At 66.4% G+C, this 15,570-nt stretch carries 14 protein-coding genes; 10 read left to right on the top strand and 4 right to left on the bottom strand.

Translation table 11 applies throughout. From position 1 onward, the window contains the following. Positions 1–42: 42 nt before the first annotated feature. From AAHB08_RS10510 to AAHB08_RS10500, 3 genes are all read right to left on the bottom strand, one after another. Positions 43–708 (bottom strand): ChrR family anti-sigma-E factor, encoded by a 666-nt coding sequence (locus AAHB08_RS10510; RefSeq protein ID WP_342058885.1) that lies wholly within the window; start codon positions 706–708, stop codon positions 43–45. Further along, positions 701–1,270 carry a sigma-70 family RNA polymerase sigma factor gene (locus AAHB08_RS10505; RefSeq protein WP_025328693.1) on the bottom strand — a complete coding sequence of 190 codons (570 nt, stop codon included), beginning with the start codon at positions 1,268–1,270 and terminating at the stop codon, positions 701–703. The genes AAHB08_RS10510 and AAHB08_RS10505 overlap by 8 nt, the downstream gene beginning before the upstream one ends. Positions 1,271–1,394: 124 nt before the next feature. Beyond that, positions 1,395–1,961 (bottom strand): LON peptidase substrate-binding domain-containing protein, encoded by a 567-nt coding sequence (locus tag AAHB08_RS10500; protein WP_342058884.1) that lies wholly within the window; start codon positions 1,959–1,961, stop codon positions 1,395–1,397. Positions 1,962–2,275: 314 nt separating this feature from the next. Here AAHB08_RS10500 and argS point away from each other — a divergent pair, with 314 nt between their 5' ends. From argS to hslU, 4 genes are all read left to right on the top strand, one after another. Beyond that, positions 2,276–4,021 (top strand): arginine--tRNA ligase, encoded by a 1,746-nt coding sequence (gene argS / locus AAHB08_RS10495; RefSeq protein WP_342058883.1) that lies wholly within the window; start codon positions 2,276–2,278, stop codon positions 4,019–4,021. 3 nt (positions 4,022–4,024) lie between these two features. After that, positions 4,025–4,864 (top strand): SPOR domain-containing protein, encoded by an 840-nt coding sequence (locus AAHB08_RS10490; protein WP_139437992.1) that lies wholly within the window; start codon positions 4,025–4,027, stop codon positions 4,862–4,864. A gap of 187 nt (positions 4,865–5,051) precedes the next feature. Further along, positions 5,052–5,585 (top strand): ATP-dependent protease subunit HslV, encoded by a 534-nt coding sequence (gene hslV, locus AAHB08_RS10485; protein ID WP_025328697.1) that lies wholly within the window; start codon positions 5,052–5,054, stop codon positions 5,583–5,585. 68 nt (positions 5,586–5,653) lie between these two features. Then, a complete protein-coding gene (gene hslU, locus AAHB08_RS10480) occupies positions 5,654–6,982 on the top strand; it encodes an HslU--HslV peptidase ATPase subunit (RefSeq protein WP_005328414.1) in 1,329 nt (442 codons plus the stop codon). Between the two features lie 60 nt (positions 6,983–7,042). Here hslU and AAHB08_RS10475 read toward each other — a convergent pair whose 3' ends face one another. Then, positions 7,043–8,431 carry an MFS transporter gene (locus tag AAHB08_RS10475; RefSeq protein ID WP_342058882.1) on the bottom strand — a complete coding sequence of 463 codons (1,389 nt, stop codon included), beginning with the start codon at positions 8,429–8,431 and terminating at the stop codon, positions 7,043–7,045. 187 nt (positions 8,432–8,618) lie between these two features. Here AAHB08_RS10475 and AAHB08_RS10470 point away from each other — a divergent pair, with 187 nt between their 5' ends. The 6 genes from AAHB08_RS10470 to AAHB08_RS10445 all read left to right on the top strand — a co-directional run bounded on the left by AAHB08_RS10470 (position 8,619) and on the right by AAHB08_RS10445 (position 15,400). Next, positions 8,619–9,539 carry a LysR family transcriptional regulator gene (locus AAHB08_RS10470; protein WP_342058911.1) on the top strand — a complete coding sequence of 307 codons (921 nt, stop codon included), beginning with the start codon at positions 8,619–8,621 and terminating at the stop codon, positions 9,537–9,539. Positions 9,540–9,765: 226 nt separating this feature from the next. Further along, on the top strand, positions 9,766–10,398 hold the full coding sequence (locus tag AAHB08_RS10465) for a TetR/AcrR family transcriptional regulator (RefSeq protein WP_342058881.1): 633 nt from the start codon (positions 9,766–9,768) through the stop codon (positions 10,396–10,398). An 85-nt stretch (positions 10,399–10,483) separates the two neighbouring features. Then, a complete protein-coding gene (hlyD, locus tag AAHB08_RS10460; RefSeq protein WP_342058880.1) occupies positions 10,484–11,452 on the top strand; it encodes a secretion protein HlyD in 969 nt (322 codons plus the stop codon). Continuing rightward, positions 11,449–13,203, top strand: a complete 1,755-nt coding sequence (locus AAHB08_RS10455) for an ATP-binding cassette domain-containing protein (RefSeq protein WP_342058879.1) — start codon at positions 11,449–11,451, stop codon at positions 13,201–13,203. The genes hlyD and AAHB08_RS10455 overlap by 4 nt, the downstream gene beginning before the upstream one ends. Beyond that, positions 13,200–14,309, top strand: coding sequence for an ABC transporter permease (locus tag AAHB08_RS10450; protein WP_202047642.1), 1,110 nt, complete (start codon positions 13,200–13,202; stop codon positions 14,307–14,309). The genes AAHB08_RS10455 and AAHB08_RS10450 overlap by 4 nt, the downstream gene beginning before the upstream one ends. 2 nt (positions 14,310–14,311) lie before the next feature. Further along, on the top strand, positions 14,312–15,400 hold the full coding sequence (locus AAHB08_RS10445) for an ABC transporter permease (protein WP_342058878.1): 1,089 nt from the start codon (positions 14,312–14,314) through the stop codon (positions 15,398–15,400). Positions 15,401–15,570 lie beyond the last annotated feature (170 nt).

Here is a 15,570-nt window from a genome sequence, read left to right as displayed (position 1 = left end):
GAAAAAGGGACCTTTCGGTCCCTTTTTCTATTGCTGCCCACCTCAGTAGAGGCGGTGGCTGATGCCGTTGAGCAGCCGCGACAGCCCCTTGGTGAAGTGGACGGGGGCGTCCTGCACCGTGTAGCAGAGGCAGCCGTCCGGGGTGTGCGGGCTATGGGCGTGGCTGGCGTCGCGCCAGATGAAGTCCCCCGCCTGATAGCAGGTGTCCCCCTCCTGCATGTTGCCCGCCAGCAGCAGGGTCAGCTCATAGCCCTTGTGGGTATGCTCGGGGATACGACCACCGGCCTCGATATGGAGCAGGCTGGCGCGGGCCCCCATCTCGTCCAGCGGCAGGCTGTGCTGGCGAATGGCGCCCACATGGCGCCACTTGGGCGCATGGTGACGGGCCAGCACCCGTGGCAGCCGGTAGGATTGGCCCGCGACCCGCAACTCGGGCGCCGGCTGCGCGCGCGGCGCTAGCTCGGCCGCCGTCGCCACGGGCTGTTGCAGTATCTCCGCCAGCATGGCGTCGAGCCCGGCCGGCAGCCCCTGGTCCGGTGCGGTCGGCGCCAGCAGCTGGTTCGCCAGCTCGGCCTCAAGGGTCTGTACCCGGGCGGCACACTCGGGACAGAGCTCACAATGGGCAGAGACACCGACGGCCAGCGGCAGGGGCAACTCGTCGGCGGCGAAGGCCCGCAACATGAGTTCGGTCGGATGGGTCTTAATCATGGCCTTGCTCCACTTGCTCTTTCAGTTTCTGTAATGCCAGCCGGAGGCGGGACTTGATGGTCCCGAGCGGGACGCCTAGCCGATCGGCCAGCTCCTGCTGGGAAAACTCCTGCAGATAGATGCCGCGCACCACCTGCTGTTGCGGCTCCGGCAGGGTGGCGAGGTAGTCTGCCATCTGGCGGGTCAGCACGGCGTCCTCCCCGCCGCTCAGGTGCTCCTCTTCCGCCCTGAACTCCAGCAGGGGCCACAGCTCCTCGGCGCAGAGATCCTCCTTGCTGGCGCGACGGCGCCGCAGCATGTCGAAACTCTGGTTGCGCATGACGGTGTAGATCCAGGTGGTCGGCGCCCCCTTCTCGGGGTGATAGAGGCGCGCCTTCTGCCACACCAGCAGCATGGTCTCCTGCACCAGCTCGAGGGCGTTGGCCTCGCTGCCGAGGTGGCGCATCCCATAGCTGCGGATACGCGGCGCGAAGTGGTGGAACAGGGTGGCGAAGGCGACCTTGTCGCCATGCTCGGCCACCCGGATGAGAAGAGACGTCAGATCGCCATCTGGGTTGTCCATGGGGGGCGATGTCCTGCGTGGAGCCGATTGTGGTTGGCCAGTATATGCCATTGCGCCATCCCTTGAGTGTTGCTGTCATCACCATTACGACGGGCGGGGCAAAAGGATCACCGGGGACGGGAATTCAGTGGCTCGCGACCAGCAGACCGCTCAACAGGGAGAGGGCGGGCTGGTTGTCCTTGGCCGCGACCAGCCACTGCTTCTGCTCCACCGGGATGGGCAGCACCTCCAGCCAGCGCTGGGCTACCCAGCTGGCGTCATCCCAGTCGGGCGCGGGGTAGAGGGCCGCATACTCCGGATAGTCGTTGAACACATCCTGCAGCGCCTTGGCCAGGGAGTGCTGGTCGGCCTTGAGCCGGCCGCTCTGCCAGGGGGGCAGCGGCTCCACCTCGCCGACCCGCAGGCCGTCCGGTTCCTGCCACAGATCGACTATCCTGACCCGCTCCACCCCGAGCACTGTGATGCCGAGCAGGCCGTCCGGCAGCAGATCGAAATCGATGATCCGCACCCGGGTGGCGATGGGATACATGTTGCGCAGGGCATCGGGCTGGCGGGGGTCCAGCATGCAGAGCGCAAACTCCCGCTCCCGCACCTCGGCTATCATGCGCTGATACCTGGGCTCGAAGATGCGCAGCGGCATGATGCCGCCGGGCAGCAGGTGGGCGGAGAGTGGAAACAGCACCAGTGTCATGGGAATCGTCCTCTAGCGACTTCCTCTAAGGATACGACCGCCGGACGACACGGGATCATTCAGACCAAATTGGAATAAATAACCCCTTAACAATCAGGGGAAAATAGCCTGGACAAGCCGCTTCGATATGCAGTAGAAATGGATAACCACCACTTATACAAATCAATATTCTGCAATGTGGTGAAAAACGCAGTGAAATATCCGCCACCCCAAGGGGGTCGGGCCATTCCTATAGTTTTCTCGGCCCGATGCGGGTAAAATTCACGCCCTTATCCAGTCAGTCATTTTTCGACGCGCAACCTCGGTGGTCAGTTATGAAAGAGCATATTCATCATCTACTTGAACAAACGGTAGCCAATCTCAAGTCCGCGGGCGTCCTGCCGGCCGACCTGGAAGCCCGGGTGCAAGTAGACCGATGCAAGGAGAAGGCTCACGGCGACCTGGCCACCAACCTGGCCATGCTGCTGGCCAAACCGGCCCGCAAGAACCCCCGTGAGCTGGCCGCTGCCATCATAGAGCACCTGCCCGCCTCCGATCTGATCGCCAAGGTCGAGATCGCCGGCCCCGGCTTCATCAACTTCTTCTTCGACCCGAGCTGGCTGGCCGGTCAGGTAGAAGCCATGGTGACCTCCGCCAACGCCAACGTGAAGCTGCCGGCCCCGCAAACCGTAGTGGTGGACTACTCGGCGCCGAACGTGGCCAAGGAGATGGCGGTGCACCACATCCGCTCCACCGTCCTCGGTGACGTCGCCGCCCGCGCCCTGGAGTTCCTCGGCCACAAGGTGGTGCGTGCCAACCACATCGGCGACTGGGGCACCCAGTTCGGCATGCTGATCGCCTATCTGGAGAAGATGGCCAACGAGCACGCCTCCGACATGGAGCTCAAGGACCTGGAAGCCTTCTACACCCAGGCCAAGCGTCACTACGACGAGGACGAAGCCTTCGCCGAGCGCGCCCGCAACTACGTGGTCAAGCTGCAGGGTGGCGATGAGTACTGCCGCACCATGTGGAAAAAGCTGGTCGACATGACCATGGAACAGAACCAGCGCAACTACGACCGCCTGAACATCTCCCTGTCCAACAAGGACATCATGGGCGAGTCCATGTACAACGACATGCTGCCCCAGATAGTGGCCGACCTGAAGGCCCGCGGTCTGGCGGTCGAGAGCGAAGGGGCGACCGTGGTCTTCCTGGACGAGTTCAAGAACAAGGATGGCGAGCCCATGGGCGTCATCATCCAGAAGAGCGATGGCGGCTTTCTCTACACCACCACCGACATCGCCTGTGCCAAGTATCGTTACGAAACCCTGGGCGCCGACCGTGTCATGTACTTCATCGACTCCCGTCAGCACCAGCACCTGATGCAGGCCTGGACCATCACCCGCAAGGCGGGCTATGTGCCGGAGTCCGTGCCCCTCGAGCACCACGCCTTCGGCATGATGCTGGGCAAGGACGGCCGTCCCTACAAGACCCGTTCCGGCGGCACCGTCAAGCTGGTTGACCTGCTCAATGAAGCCGAAGAGCGCGCGAGTGCCCTGCTGGAGAGCCGCAACAGCGATCTCTCTGCCGAAGAGAAGGCCAAGGTGGTGCACGCCATCGCCATGGGCGCGGTCAAGTATGCGGATCTCTCCAAGAACCGAACCACAGACTACATCTTCGACTGGGACATGATGCTGTCGTTTGAAGGCAACACTGCCCCTTACCTGCAGTACGCCTACACCCGCATCCAGTCCATCTTCCGCAAGGCGAACATCGATGCCGAGGCCCTGACCGGCCACGTGACCCTGAACGAAGAGGCCGAAGAGGTGCTGGCCCAGAAGCTGATCCAGTTCTCCGACGCGGTCAACGGCGTGGCGGACAAGGGCATGCCGCACCTGCTGTGCACCTATCTGTACGAGCTGTCCGGCAACTTCATGACCTTCTACGAAGCCTGCCCGATCAATAAGGACGGCGTGGACGAAGCGACCCGCAACAGTCGCCTGCTGCTGTGTGCCGCCACCGCCAAGGTGCTCAAGCTGGGCCTGGGCGTGCTGGGCATCCACACCCTGGAGCGCATGTAATAGATGGCGACCCGGGATTACGTCGGCAACAGCCCGAGACGACGGGCCGGTGGTCGTAACATCAAGAAAGCGGCACCTCGCCGCTTTCCTGTTATCCCGGCACTGCTGGCCGGGGCCCTGGTCGTCGGCTTTGGCGCCTTCCTCTACCTGATCAACGGCAAGGGGGCGGATGCCCCCACCATCGAAGAACAGGTGAAGGCCAACAAACCCAAGGCACAGGGTCATACCCTGCCCCAGGAGAAGTGGAGCTACATCGAGCGGCTGGAGAACAAGCAGGTGGACATCATAGAGCCGCCGCCCCAGCCGGGGGTGCTGCCGCCACCGCCTGCCGAGACTCTCACCCTGCAACCCGAGAAGCTGCCGCAGCCGGTACCGACCGAGATCCCCCAGCCCGGGACCCCTCTCGGCCAGGTGAAGCCCTTCCAGCCGCAGCCGGTGCAACCGACCAAGCCGGCCACCGGCGCCCCGGTCGCCAGCGCGCAGGAGCAGGTGATCAACCAGAAGGCCGAGCGTGAGCGGATGGAGCGGGAGATCCGTGCCGAACTGGAGCGGGAGCGTGCCGAGGCCGCCAGGGCCAAGGCGGCGACCCAGACGGCGGCAGCCGACGGCGGTCGTTACATGATGCAGTGCGCCGCCCTGCGCTCGCAGGATTCTGCAGAGTCGCTCAAGGCGCGCATCGCCTTCGGTGCCGGCCTCTCCTCCAGCCTGCAGGTGGTCAATGGCGCCAATGGCACCGTCTACAAGGTGATGGTGGGCCCCTTCAGCGGCAAGGCGGCGGTCGATGCGGCCAACCGCAAGCTACAAGGCTCAGGCATCAGCGGCTGCATCCCCAAGAAAGGCTAGCCACACAGCCAATCAAGAAGGGCCGGGGGACAACCCCGGCCCTTCTCCTTTCGACTCCCCTCTCCCTCGCCGACACGGCCTCCCCTTTTTTCCCGACAACAGGCAGGCTTGAAAAGCCGGTTTGCCATCCCCATCTTTCTTGCCATGCACAGTCCGGCCGTCATTCGGCTCAAGCGAGGTAAGTAAAGTGACTACCATAGTTTCCGTCCGCCGCAACGGCCAGGTCGTGATCGGCGGTGATGGCCAGGTCTCCCTCGGCAACACCGTCATGAAGGGCAACGCCCGCAAGGTTCATCGTCTTTACAACGGCAAGGTGCTGGCAGGTTTCGCCGGCGGCACCGCCGACGCCTTCACCCTGCTCGAGCGCTTCGAAGCCAAACTGCAGGCCCATCAGGGCAACCTGGAGCGCGCCGCCGTGGCGCTGGCCAAGGACTGGCGCACCGATCGCGCCCTGCGCCGCCTCGAGGCCCTGCTGGCCGTGGCCGACGAGCACAAGTCCTTCATCATCACCGGCAACGGTGACGTGGTGCAGCCTGAGCATGATCTGATCGCCATCGGCTCGGGTGGCAACTTCGCCCAGTCCGCCGCCATCGCCCTGCTGGAAAACACCGATCTGGATGCCAGGACCATAGTCGAGAAGTCCCTCAAGATTGCGGGCGACATCTGCGTCTTCACCAACGGTAACCACACCATCGAAGTGCTGGACTACAGCGCCAAGTAAGGGTGCCCGTCAGCCAACTCATTCTCCAAGGGGTGGGCCCTGCCCGCCCCGGATACAGGAACTCCATCATGTCCGAGATGACCCCGAGAGAAATCGTCCACGAGCTGGACCGTCACATCATCGGTCAGGCCGATGCCAAGCGCGCGGTGGCCGTGGCCCTGCGCAACCGCTGGCGCCGGATGCAGCTCAGCGAAGAGATGCGCCATGAAGTGACCCCGAAAAACATCCTGATGATAGGCCCGACCGGGGTCGGTAAGACCGAGATCGCCCGTCGTCTGGCCAAGCTCGCCAATGCCCCCTTCATCAAGGTGGAAGCGACCAAGTTCACCGAAGTGGGCTATGTTGGCAAGGAAGTGGACAGCATCATCCGCGATCTCACCGATGTCGCCATCAAGCTGGTGCGCGAGACCGAGATGGAGAAGATGAAATACCGCGCCGAGGAAGCCGCCGAGGAGCGCATCCTCGACGCCCTGCTGCCGAACCCGCGCAACAGCTGGGGCGAGGAGGAGAAGGCCGACAACTCCAACACCCGCCAGATCTTCCGCAAGAAACTGCGGGAAGGTCAGCTGGATGACAAGGAGATCGAGCTGGATCTCGCCGCCACTCCCATGGGCGTCGACATCATGACCCCGCCGGGCATGGAAGAGATGGCCAACCAGCTGCAGGGGCTGTTCCAGAACCTGGGCCAGCAGCAGAAGAAGAAGCGCAAGATCAAGGTCAAGGAGGCCATGAAGGCGCTGATCGAAGAGGAGGCGGCCCGCCTGGTCAACCCGGAAGAGCTGAAGCAGAAGGCCATTGCCGCGGTCGAGAACAACGGCATCGTCTTCCTCGACGAGATCGACAAGATCTGCAAGCGCGGCGAGAGCTCGGGCCCCGATGTCTCCCGTGAAGGGGTGCAGCGCGATCTGCTGCCCCTGGTCGAGGGTTGCACCGTCAACACCAAGCACGGCATGGTCAAGACAGACCACATCCTGTTCGTCGCCTCCGGCGCCTTCCAGGTGGCCCGTCCATCGGATCTCATCCCCGAGCTGCAGGGTCGTTTGCCGATCCGGGTCGAGCTGACCGCCCTCACCACCCATGACTTCGAGCGGATCCTGACCGAGCCGAACGCCTCCCTGACCGATCAGTACCAGGCGCTGATGGCCACCGAAGGGGTCAAGATCGAGTTCACCCAGGACGGCATCCGCCGTCTGGCCGAGGCGGCCTGGCAGGTCAACGAGCGCACCGAGAACATAGGTGCCCGCCGTCTGCACACGGTGATGGAGCGGCTGATGGAAGATATCTCCTACGACGCCTCCGAGAAGTCCGGCGAGACCTTCGTCATCGACACCGACTACGTCAACGCCCACCTGGGTGCCCTGATCGAGGACGAGGATCTGAGCCGCTATATTCTGTAAGCTCGCCCCTCCCGATAAAAAAACGCCTCCCTTCGCGGAGGCGTTTTTTATGCGTCACGCTCAGGCCCTGACCGGCAGCGCCTCCCGGCGGCGACCCACCAGCCAGAGCGCCAGGCCAATCAGCAAGGCGCTCAGGGCGAAGAGGGCCCGGGTGCCGAACACCAGCTCGCTGGCCAGGGTCAGGCCCTGCTCCCCCACCAGGGCGGCGAACAGGCCGCCGAGCCCGGCCACCCCGGTCAGCTGACCCAGATTGCGCGACAGGGTCAGCAGACCGGCCACGGCGCCCCGGGTCTGCTCACTCGCCCCACCCACCACGGCACTGTTGTTGGCGGTCTGGAACAGGGCATAACCGGCGGTCAGCAGCAGTATGGGCAGCAGATAGCCGAGCGGGCCGAACTGCCCCGCCGCCCCGGCCAGGGCAAGGGCCGCTGTCCCCATGACTGCCAGCCCCAGCCGGACCACCTGCCGTGCCCCCAGCCTGTCCACCAGCCAGCCGGCGGGCATGCCCGTCAGGGCCGCCAGCAGGGGCCCGCCCGATATCATCAGGCCGACAGTCCCGAGACTGAGGTCGAAGACCCCCCTCAGGTAGAAGGGGCCTATGAGCAGGGTCAGCACCATGACGCTGGCCACCAGGGCGCTGGCGACAAGGCCGTTGCGCAGCCCCGGGGCCCCCAGCAACGCCAGCGGCAGCAGGGGCACAGGGGCGTTGCGCTCGCGGCGAACGAACGAGGCCGTGACCAGCAGGGCCCCCGCCCCCCACCAGAGGGCCAGGGCGCCCCCCAGGGTCAGCGCCAGGCCGTAGCAGAGCAGGGCCGCCACCAGCAGTGACAGGCTAACGAGGTTCACCCCCTCTTCATGTGGCGAGCAGCCGTCCCGGGGCAGACCGAGCCGGGCACAGCCCAGTGCCAGCAGGCTGAGGGGCACCAGCAGCAGGAAGGGGGCCTGCCAGCCAAAGCCGGCCGTCAGCAGGCCGCCAAAGGAGGGGCCGAGCGCCGTGCCGCAGGCCGACAGGGTACCGAGCAGCCCCATGCCCCAGCCCCGCCGCGCCGGCGGCACCAGCTGGCCCACCATGGCCAGTGCCAGGGAGAGCATGCAGGCCGCAGCGATCCCCTGCAGGGCACGGGCCGCGCTCAGCCAGCCTATGGTCGGTGCCAGGGCGCACAGCAACGAGGCCAGCGCAAAGAGCCCCAGCCCCAGGAGCAGCAGGCGACGCCGACCGAACCTGTCCCCCAGTCGGCCGGCCACCACAGTCAGGCAGGTGATCCCCAGCAGATAGGCCACCAGCACCCACTGCAGACTGGCAAAGGGCACAGCAAAGGCCTGCCCCAGGGCAGGCAGCACCATGTTGGCCAGGCTCCCCCCCAGCATGGGCAGCAGGGTGGCGAGGCCGAGCGCCAGCAGGCCGAGGCGGCGAGCGGCAGGGATCGGGAGCGACTTGTATTGTGACATGGCACTTTCTCCGGCAGAGGATGATGCCCACAAGGCTAGCGGGAGGCATGATCAGGCGGAAGACGCACGACTTGCAGCTTATAGCTGCACCAGACGCCATATGAAGAGAGAGGTTCTCGCGTATGATGAAGCCAACCGGCCGTCATGGGTCATCACCCGGGATCCCCGGCTCGGCGAGGGCAATGCCATGAATACCCCCGACTTCAATCTGCTGCTGACCTTGGATGCCCTGCTGGACGAGGGCAGCGTGGCCGGTGCCGCCAGACGACTCTCCTTGAGCCCCTCCGCCATGAGCCGCGCCCTGGCCAGGCTGCGCGAGACCACGGGCGACCCCCTGCTGGTGCGGGCGGGCCGGGGTCTGGTGCCCACGCCGCGGGCCCTGGCCCTGCGCGCTCAGGTCAGCCAGCTGGTGCAGGATGCGCACGCCGTGCTGCGCCCCCAGCAGGAGATAGATCCGGCCCGGCTGGTGCGCACCTTTCGCCTGAGATCCAGCGACGGCTTAGTGGAGGCGGTCGGCCCTGCCCTGCTGGCCCGGCTCGCCGCCGAGGCCCCCGGGGTCAGGCTGCACTTCCTGGCCAAACCCGACAAGGGGAGCGGCCCCCTGCGCAGCGGCGAGCTGGATTTCGAAACCGGCGTCATAGGCGCAGAGACGGCGCCCGAGCTGCGCACCCAGGCGCTGTTTCAGGACAGCTTCGTCGCCGTGGTTCGTCCGGGCCACCCCCTGTGCGAGGGCCCCCTGACCGCCACCCGCTATGCCGCCGCCCGCCACATACTGGTGTCGCGGCGCGGGCTGGAGCAGGGCCCCATAGACGAGGCCCTGGCGCGCCTCGGGCTGACACGCACGGCGGCGACCCTGGTCCCCGGCTTTGCCACTGCCCTGGCCCTGGTGCGGGGTAGCGACCTGGTGGCAACCGTGCCCGAGCGGCACTGCGCCGCCCTGCACGCCGATCTGGTGACCCTGCCCTTGCCCTTCCCGCTGGCAGGGATCAGGGTTGCCCTGATCTGGCACCCCAGCCAGGACGCCGACCCGGCTCACCGCTGGCTGCGCGCCCTCATCCGCGAGACCTGCGCCCAGGCTCCCTATGGAGGGGACGCCAGGGAGAGCTGATCGCCCCCGGCGGCAGACAAGTCCACCTGCGGGCCGCCCGGGAAGCAGGGCGTGGCCGTACGGGAGTCCGAGGCTTCTGGTCCGCTGCACCCACCCTTTCCCTCCTTCACGCAGCGCCGCAAGGCCCCGCTCACCCTTGTTCAAAAAAAGATCGACCCGCCCCTTCCCTCGGGTTTATACGAGCGTATAATTCAGTTCAAAATCTATGCGGCAGGAGCCTTGCTGAATGCACCCCACTCGTCAAAAACTGCTCGATACCGGCCTTGCCATCGCGACCGACAAGGGGTTGCGCGGCCTCACGGTACGCGAGCTGGCGGCGGCGGCCGAGGTCAATCTCGGCACCTTCGTCTACCACTTCGGCAACCGCGACAGCTATATCGACGAGCTGGTGGAGCTCTGGTACGCCCCCCTCTATGACGAGCTCAAGGCGGTGGCGGCCAAAGGCTCCTACCCCTCCGCCATCGCCATGTTCGAAGCGACCATGGAGGCACTGATCGCCCTGGTGGCGCGCCAGCGCAGCTTCATCAACCACCTGTTTGGCGATGCCCTGGCTGGCGAGCGCGCGGCCCAGCGCTTTCTGCTGAGCCTGCCGCGCCGCCACCCCCTGCTGCTGCTCGAGCAGGTTCAGAAGGCGCAGGCGGAGGGATCCCTGGTGGCAGGCAACCCGCTGCAGCTGATGATCTTCATCATGGGTTCGGTGGGTCTGCCCCTGGTGATCGCCGGCGGCGGTCGCCAGCTCGGCTGGTTGCCCCCGGAGGCCTCCCCCTTTCTGTCCCAGATAGACAACCCTGAGGCCGCCCGGCAACGCCTGGTATGGGCCCTGCGCGGCCTGCGCGGCACCGAAGGAGATCCCGCATGAAACAACGCATCGCCATCCTGGCCGTGCTGCTGACCCTGCTCAGTGGCTACCTCGGGTGGCAGGGCCGCCCCGAAGGAGATCCCGCATGAAACAACGCATCGTTATCCTGGCCCTGCTGCTAACCGTTATCGGCGGTTATCTCTGGTGGCAGGGCCGCCCGGCCGACGGTTCCATCCTCTACGGCAACGTCGACATCCGCGATGTGAACCTGGCGTTCAGGGTCGGGGGCAGGGTCAGCGAGGTGCTGGTGGATGAGGGGGACAGCGTGACAGCGGGTCAGCCGCTGGCCCGTCTCGATCCCGTGCCCCTCGCCCACGAGCGCGACAGCGCTTGCGCCAATCTGGCCGCCCTCACTGCAGCCAATGCCTTGATCCACAAGGGATATCGCAGCGAAGAGCGCGATCGGGCACGGGCCGAGCTGGCCGCCGCCGAGGCGGCCGCACTCGAGGCAGAGCAGCAGTGGCGTCGCCAGAGCGCGCTGGCGGCGACCGGCGCCATCTCCCGCGGCCAGCTCGACAGCGCCCGCTCCCAGCGGGATCAGACCCAGGCCCAGGTGCGCGCCACCCGCGAGCAGCTCGGCCAGCTCGAGACCGGCTACCGTCCGGAGGAGATAGCCCAGTCCGATGCCCAGCTGCAAGGGGCCAAAGCGGCGCTGGCCAGTGCCGAGCTGGCGCTCGCCGACGCCGAGCTGACCGCCCCGAGCGACGGCATCCTCCTCACCCGCGCCATCGAGATCGGCAGCATGGTGCAGCCGGGGGCCACCGCCTTCAACCTCTCACTGACCGCCCCGGTCTGGGTGCGCGCCTATGTGGAGGAGCCCTGGCTCGGCCACTTCCCGAGCGGCGCCAAAGTGACTCTCACCACAGACTCGCGGCCGGACAAGCCCTATCAGGGGGTGGTGGGCTTTGTCTCCCCCACCGCCGAGTTCACCCCCAAATCCGTGGAGACGCCGGATCTTCGCACTCACCTGGTCTACCGGCTGCGCATAGTCGTGCAGGATCCTGACTCTGCCCTGCGCCAGGGGATGCCGGTCACCGTCAGGCTGCAGCCATGAATGCCGCCATCCAGCTCGCCGGGCTCACCAAGCGCTTCGGCGATCGGGTCGCCCTCAACGCCATCTCGGCCACCATTCCGAGCGGCGGCATCACGGGCCTGGTGGGCCCCGACGGCGCAGGCAAGAGCACCCTGCTGCGCCTGCTGGCCGGTCTGCTGGTGCCGGAGGCCGGGGAAATCCGGGTGCTCGGGCTGGATCCGGTGCGCGAGGGGGATGCCCTGCGTCAGCGCCTCGGCTACATGCCCCAGCAGTTCGGGCTCTACGAGGATCTCAGTGTGCAGGAGAACCTCAGCCTCTACGCCGACTTGCGCGGGGTGCTGGAGCCGGAACGCACCCCCACCTTCGAGCGGCTGCTCGCCTTCACCGATCTCGCCCGCTTCACCGCAAGGCCGGCGGGCAAGCTCTCTGGCGGGATGAAGCAGAAGCTGGGGCTGGCCTGCGCCCTGCTCGGCACCCCCGACGTGCTGCTGCTGGACGAGCCCGGGGTCGGGGTCGATCCCATCTCCCGCCGCGCCCTCTGGCAGATGGTGCGGGAGCTCGCCCAGGGAGGCATGACTGTGCTCTGGAGCACCGCCTACCTCGATGAGGCCGAGCTGTGCGATCACGTGCTGCTGATGGCGGACGGCGAGGTGCGCACCAGCGGCACCCCGGCGACACTCATGGGCGCCATGGCGAGCCGCTGCTGGCTGCTGGAAGCGGGAGAGCTGGACGGCCGGGAGCGGCGCGCCCTGTTGCGCCGCGCCCTGGCCCACCCGGCCGTGATGGACGGCGCCGTGGCGGGGGAGCGGGTGCGCCTGCTGCTGCACCCGGGCATGACGCCCCCGCCGCTGGCAGAGCTGCAACTGACCAACGGCACCTTTCAACCGGCCCAACCCCGGCTCGAAGATGCCTTTATCGATCTGCTTGGCGGCGGCCCCGGAGGGGAATCCAGCCTGGCGCAGCTGATGCGCGAGGCCAGCCTGCCCGAGGGGGTCTCCCCGGAGGCAGTGATCGAGGCGCGCCGCCTCACCAAGCGCTTCGGCGACTTCACCGCCACCGACGACGTCAGCTTCGCGGTGCGCCGGGGGGAGATCTTCGGCCTGCTCGGCCCCAACGGGGCAGGCAAGTCCACCACCTTCAAGATGGAGTGCGGCCTGCTGCGCCCGAGCAGCGGGCAGGCGCTGGTGACCGGCATCGATCTGGCCCGCAGCCCCTCGGCGGCGCGTCAGCACCTCGGCTACATGGCCCAGAAGTTCTCCCTCTACAAGCAGCTCACCGTGGCCCAGAACCTGTCGTTCTTCGCCGGCATCTACGGCCTGTTCGGTCGCCAGCAGCAGACGCGCATCGACGCCATGGTGGAGGCGTTCGCCCTCGCCCCCTGGCTCGGCCAGCAGACGGAATCCCTGCCGCTTGGCCTGCGCCAGCGCCTATCGCTGGCCTGCGCCCTGCTCCACGAGCCGCCGCTGCTGTTTCTCGACGAGCCCACTTCAGGGGTCGATCCCGTCACCCGGCGGGAATTCTGGTCCCACATCAATGCCCTGGCCGATCACGGCGTCACCGTGCTGGTCACCACCCACTTCATGGACGAGGCGGAGTATTGCGATCGCATCGCCCTCATCTACCGCGGTCGCCTGCTGGCCCTGGGTACCCCGGACGAGCTCAAGGGGCTGGCCGCCAAGGACGCAGCAACTTCTTTGCCCACCTCTTCATTGCCAACAATGGAAGAGGCCTTTATCACCCTGGTCGAGCAGGCCAGCGAGGAGGACGCATGAGCATCAACCGCCGCCGACTGCTGGCCCTGTGCCGCAAGGAGTCCCTGCAAATCGTCCGTGACCCCAGCAGCATCCTCATCGCCTTCATCATGCCCGTGGTGCTGCTGGTGGTGATGGGCTACGCCATCAACCTGGACGTGGACCACCTGCGGCTCGGCATCTGGCGCACCGATAGCGGCGCCCCTGCGGTGCGGCTGGAGCAGGCCCTTCGCGGCTCCACGGCGCTGGAAATCCACGGCGGCCCGAGCAAGGCGGCGCTGCTCGCCAGTCTGGAGCGCGGCGAGATCCGCGGCCTGCTGGTGATCGATGACGGCTTCTCCGCCGCCCTGGCCGGTCAGGGGGATGGCACGCCGAAAGCCCTGCTGCTCACCGACGGCTCCGAACCCAACACGGCGAACTTCGTCACCAACTACGTGCAGGGGATCTGGCAGGGGTGGCTCGCCAGGGAGGGATTCTCCCTGCCGCTGGCGGTGGAGAGCCGCGCCTGGTTCAACCCGGCGCTGGTGAGCCGCAACTTCCTGGTGCCGGGCTCCATCGCCGTGGTGATGACCATCATAGGCGCCCTGCTCACCTCCCTGGTGGTGGCCCGGGAGTGGGAGCGCGGTACCATGGAGGCGCTGCTCGCCACCCCGGTGACCAAGACAGAACTGCTGCTCTCCAAGCTGCTGCCCTACTACGGGCTCGGCATCGCCGCCATGCTCATCTGCCTGCTCTTCTCGGTGGCCGTGATGGGGGTGCCCTGGCGCGGCTCGCTGATCTCCCTGTTCGTGCTCACCACCCTGTTTCTCGGCAGCGCCCTCGGGCTCGGGCTCTTTCTCTCCACAGTGATGCGCAGCCAGTTCAACGCCGCCCAGGCCGCGCTGACGGCGGCCTTCCTGCCGGCCATGATGCTCTCGGGCTTCGTGTTCGAAATCGCCAGCATGCCGCCCCTGCTGCGGGCCATCACCCACCTGATCCCGGCCCGCTACTTCGCGAGCTCGTTGCAGACCCTCTACCAGGCGGGCAACGTGCTCTCCATCCTGCTGGTCAACGGCGTCTGCCTGCTGCTGCTGGCCGCCTTCTGGCTGGCCCTCACCGCCCGCAAGACGCGGCGCACCCTGGAGTAAACATGCTGATCCGACTCTGGTGGCTGATCCGAAAAGAGTTGCAGGCCCTGATGGGCAATACCCAGGGGCGCTTCCTGCTCATCATGCCGGTGCTGCTGCAAACCGCCCTCTTCCCCTTCGCCGCCACCCTGGAGGTGACCGGCAACACGCTCGCCATCTACGACCAGGATGGGGGGACGCAGAGCCGGGAGCTCATCGAGCGCCTCACCCACATGCCCGCCTTCACCACAGTGGTGCCGGTGGCGGGCGAGGCGGGGATGACCAGTGCCCTCACCGGGCAGCAGGCGCTGATCGGCCTCATCATCCCGCAGGATTTCTCCCGCCGACTGGCGCGTGGCGAACCGGCCAAGGTGCAGCTCATCATCGACGGGCGCCGCTCCAACGGGGGCCAGGTGGCGGCGGGCTACATCAATCAGGTGATCGCCCGCTGGCAGAGCGAGGGCAAGGGGCTGCCTACGCTCACGGTGCGCCACCTCTACAACCCCAACATCGAGTTTCGCTGGCACGTACTCCCCTCCCTGGTGGCCATCATCACCACCATAGGCTGCCTCATCGTCACCGCGCTCTCGGTGGCGCGGGAGCGGGAAGAGGGCACCTTCGATCAGTTGCTGGTCTCTCCCCTCACCCCGGGCTGGATCATGGCGGGCAAGGCGGTACCCGGCATTCTGGTGGCGGTGGGCCAGGGCGCCATAGTCGCGCTGGCGGCCCGCTTCCTCTATCAGGTGCCGTTTGGCGGCAGCACCACGCTGCTGATGGCGGGCATGGTCTGCTACGGCCTGGCGCTGGCGGGGATAGGGCTCTTCGTCTCGTCCCTCTGTTCGACCCAGCAGCAGGCGTTTCTCGGGGTCTTCTCCTTCATGGTGCCGGCGGTGATCCTCTCGGGCTATGTCTCCCCCATCGAGAACATGCCGCTGTTGTTCCAGTGGCTGGCGGCCGTGGATCCCCTCAGCCACTTCATCCTGCTGCTCAAGGGGGTCTTCCTCAAGGATCTCGGCTGGTCGGCGGCCTGGCCCCTGCTCTGGCCCCTGCTCGCCATCGCCGGAGCCACCCTCTCCCTCGCGCTGGCCATGTTCCGCCGCCATATCGCCTGATGACCCGGCCCCTGCCAGGGGTCGGCCTCTTGCCCGCCATGCCGGCACTCAACCGGGGCCGCGCCGGGTACGGAAACCGTCAACTGGTATACCCATTTATGTATAAGTTTGAATTTCCTCGAATTACCCCTGAGGAGATATATAAATAGACACTTGATTTGCATCAATCG

Origin of the sequence: Aeromonas sp. OTU364 (assembly GCF_038440395.1) — a bacterium.
Lineage (GTDB): Bacteria > Pseudomonadota > Gammaproteobacteria > Enterobacterales > Aeromonadaceae > Aeromonas.
Note: the sequence above shows the minus strand (reverse complement) of the source record. Positions and strands in the feature narration are given on the sequence as shown.